The 1,642-nt window shown below is 73.8% G+C and carries 1 protein-coding gene; it reads right to left on the bottom strand.

Annotation, left to right across the window (positions count from 1 at the left end; translation table 11 throughout):
* Nucleotides 1-253: 253 nt before the first annotated feature.
* Nucleotides 254-1,513: an alginate export family protein gene (locus VF092_11350; protein HEX6747876.1), complete on the bottom strand. Its 1,260-nt coding sequence runs from the start codon at nucleotides 1,511-1,513 to the stop codon at nucleotides 254-256.
* Between the last annotated feature and the right edge of the window lie 129 nt (nucleotides 1,514-1,642).

Raw genomic sequence — 1,642 nt, 5'->3', positions numbered from 1 at the left:
CCCCTCCCCCAGCCCCTCCCCCGCTTCGCAGGGGAGGGGAGAACAAAGCCTGGGAGACCGACAGTGCGGAGCCACGGGCCTCGCGGCGCACCGGCGATCCTGGCCGGGCCGAAGGCCGCGCGAGGACGGAAGCCCCACCCTCTCCCGTTATCGGGAGAGGGCGAGCGCTCTAAGGCGCGGGGTGAGGGCTGTCCGCGGCCGCGCGAGCGTGCGCACGATGGATCGGCCTGAGACTCCCACCCGCGAGCCGACCTCAGAAATCCCACTGGCCCTGGAGGTACGCCCAGTAGCGGGTCGAGCTGCCCAGCCGCGCCTCGAGCCGCGATCCCGGCGCGAACAGCGAGGCGCCGCCGCTGACCTCGAAGGGCGGCGCGGCGCGCCAGGCGGCCGTCAGGTCGGCCTCGGTGCCCCACGCGCCATCGCCCCGCTGCGGGAGGAAGCGATGGCCCTCCAGCAGCAGCCGCACCGCCGGAATCGGCGCGTGCGACAGCGTGACGCCGGCGTCCACCAGCCCCTGCGGGCCGATCACCTCGGGGACGATGTCCGCCGTCCCGTAGTACTTGTGGTTGCTGCCGAAGAGCGTGCTGAAGCGCTCGTCGCGGCCGTCCGTGGGCGAGTCGTCGCCGCTGAGGACGGTGAGCACGCCGCCCAGCCGCGTCTGCGTCCGCGGCAGCAGCGCGGCGCTCGCGGTCACGCTCCCCATGAACGCGCGGATCTCCCGCCGCGGCGTCGAATCGCTCGACGCGCCGCGCCCCGTCTGCCCCGCGCCCTCCAGCTCCACCGCCAGCCGGCCCAGCGCTCCCCGCAGGTTGCCGCCGAAGGTGTAGCGGCCGAGGATGCGCTCCCCCAGGTCCACGCCGGCGCGGATGCGCCCGGTGTTGTCGTCGCGCAGCGCGAACAGGTCTGCGGCCACGGCGGGCACCGGCGTCCACGTGGCCCACGCGCCGTAGAAGTTCTGTGATTCCGTGGCGCCCACGCTCGGCGCCGACAGGCGGTGCGCCCACGCGTCGACGGTCAGCGTCCTCGCGGCCAGGAGCGTGGCCCGCGCGCCGTCGAAGGTGCGCCCGACGTTGGTCCACGCCGCCACCCCCACCAGGCGCTCGTTGGCGATCAGCATCTCCTGCCGCCCGAAGCGCAGCCGCAGCGGCAGGTGGAAGGGCGTGTCGACCTGCGCGTAGGCCTGGTGCATGTCCAGCTGCGGCGCGTCGGCATCGGTGGTGCCGCGCCCCTGCGCCGGGTCGCCCTCGCCCAGGAAGCGCGCGTCCTGCAGCTCGCCCAGCACCGTGATCCACGCCAGCGGCCGGGCCGTGGCGCGCAGCCGCGTGCGGAGCAGGTGCACCGTCACCTGCTCGTCGGCCAGCACGTGCCGGTCGTCCCACTCGCTCCGCAGCCGGATCTGCCCGGTTACGCTGACGCGCGGCACCTCCGCCCGCGCCGAGTCCTGCGCAGCCAAGGGGGATGAGACGAGGGTGATGGCAGATACGAGGATCGCCTGTGCGAATCGCCTGGTCACGGTAGATGGCCGGATCGAAAGATTGCCAGATCGGGAGATCGGGATCGGGGAGCGAACGCCGGCATCGAGCCGGGCGGTTGAAACCGCGGCAACGACCACACGAAGTCCGCCTTCGCGGACTACGGCCTC

The sequence above is a fragment of the Longimicrobium sp. genome, assembly GCA_036377595.1.
Taxonomy (GTDB): Bacteria; Gemmatimonadota; Gemmatimonadetes; order Longimicrobiales; family Longimicrobiaceae; genus Longimicrobium.
Note: the sequence above shows the minus strand (reverse complement) of the source record. Positions and strands in the feature narration are given on the sequence as shown.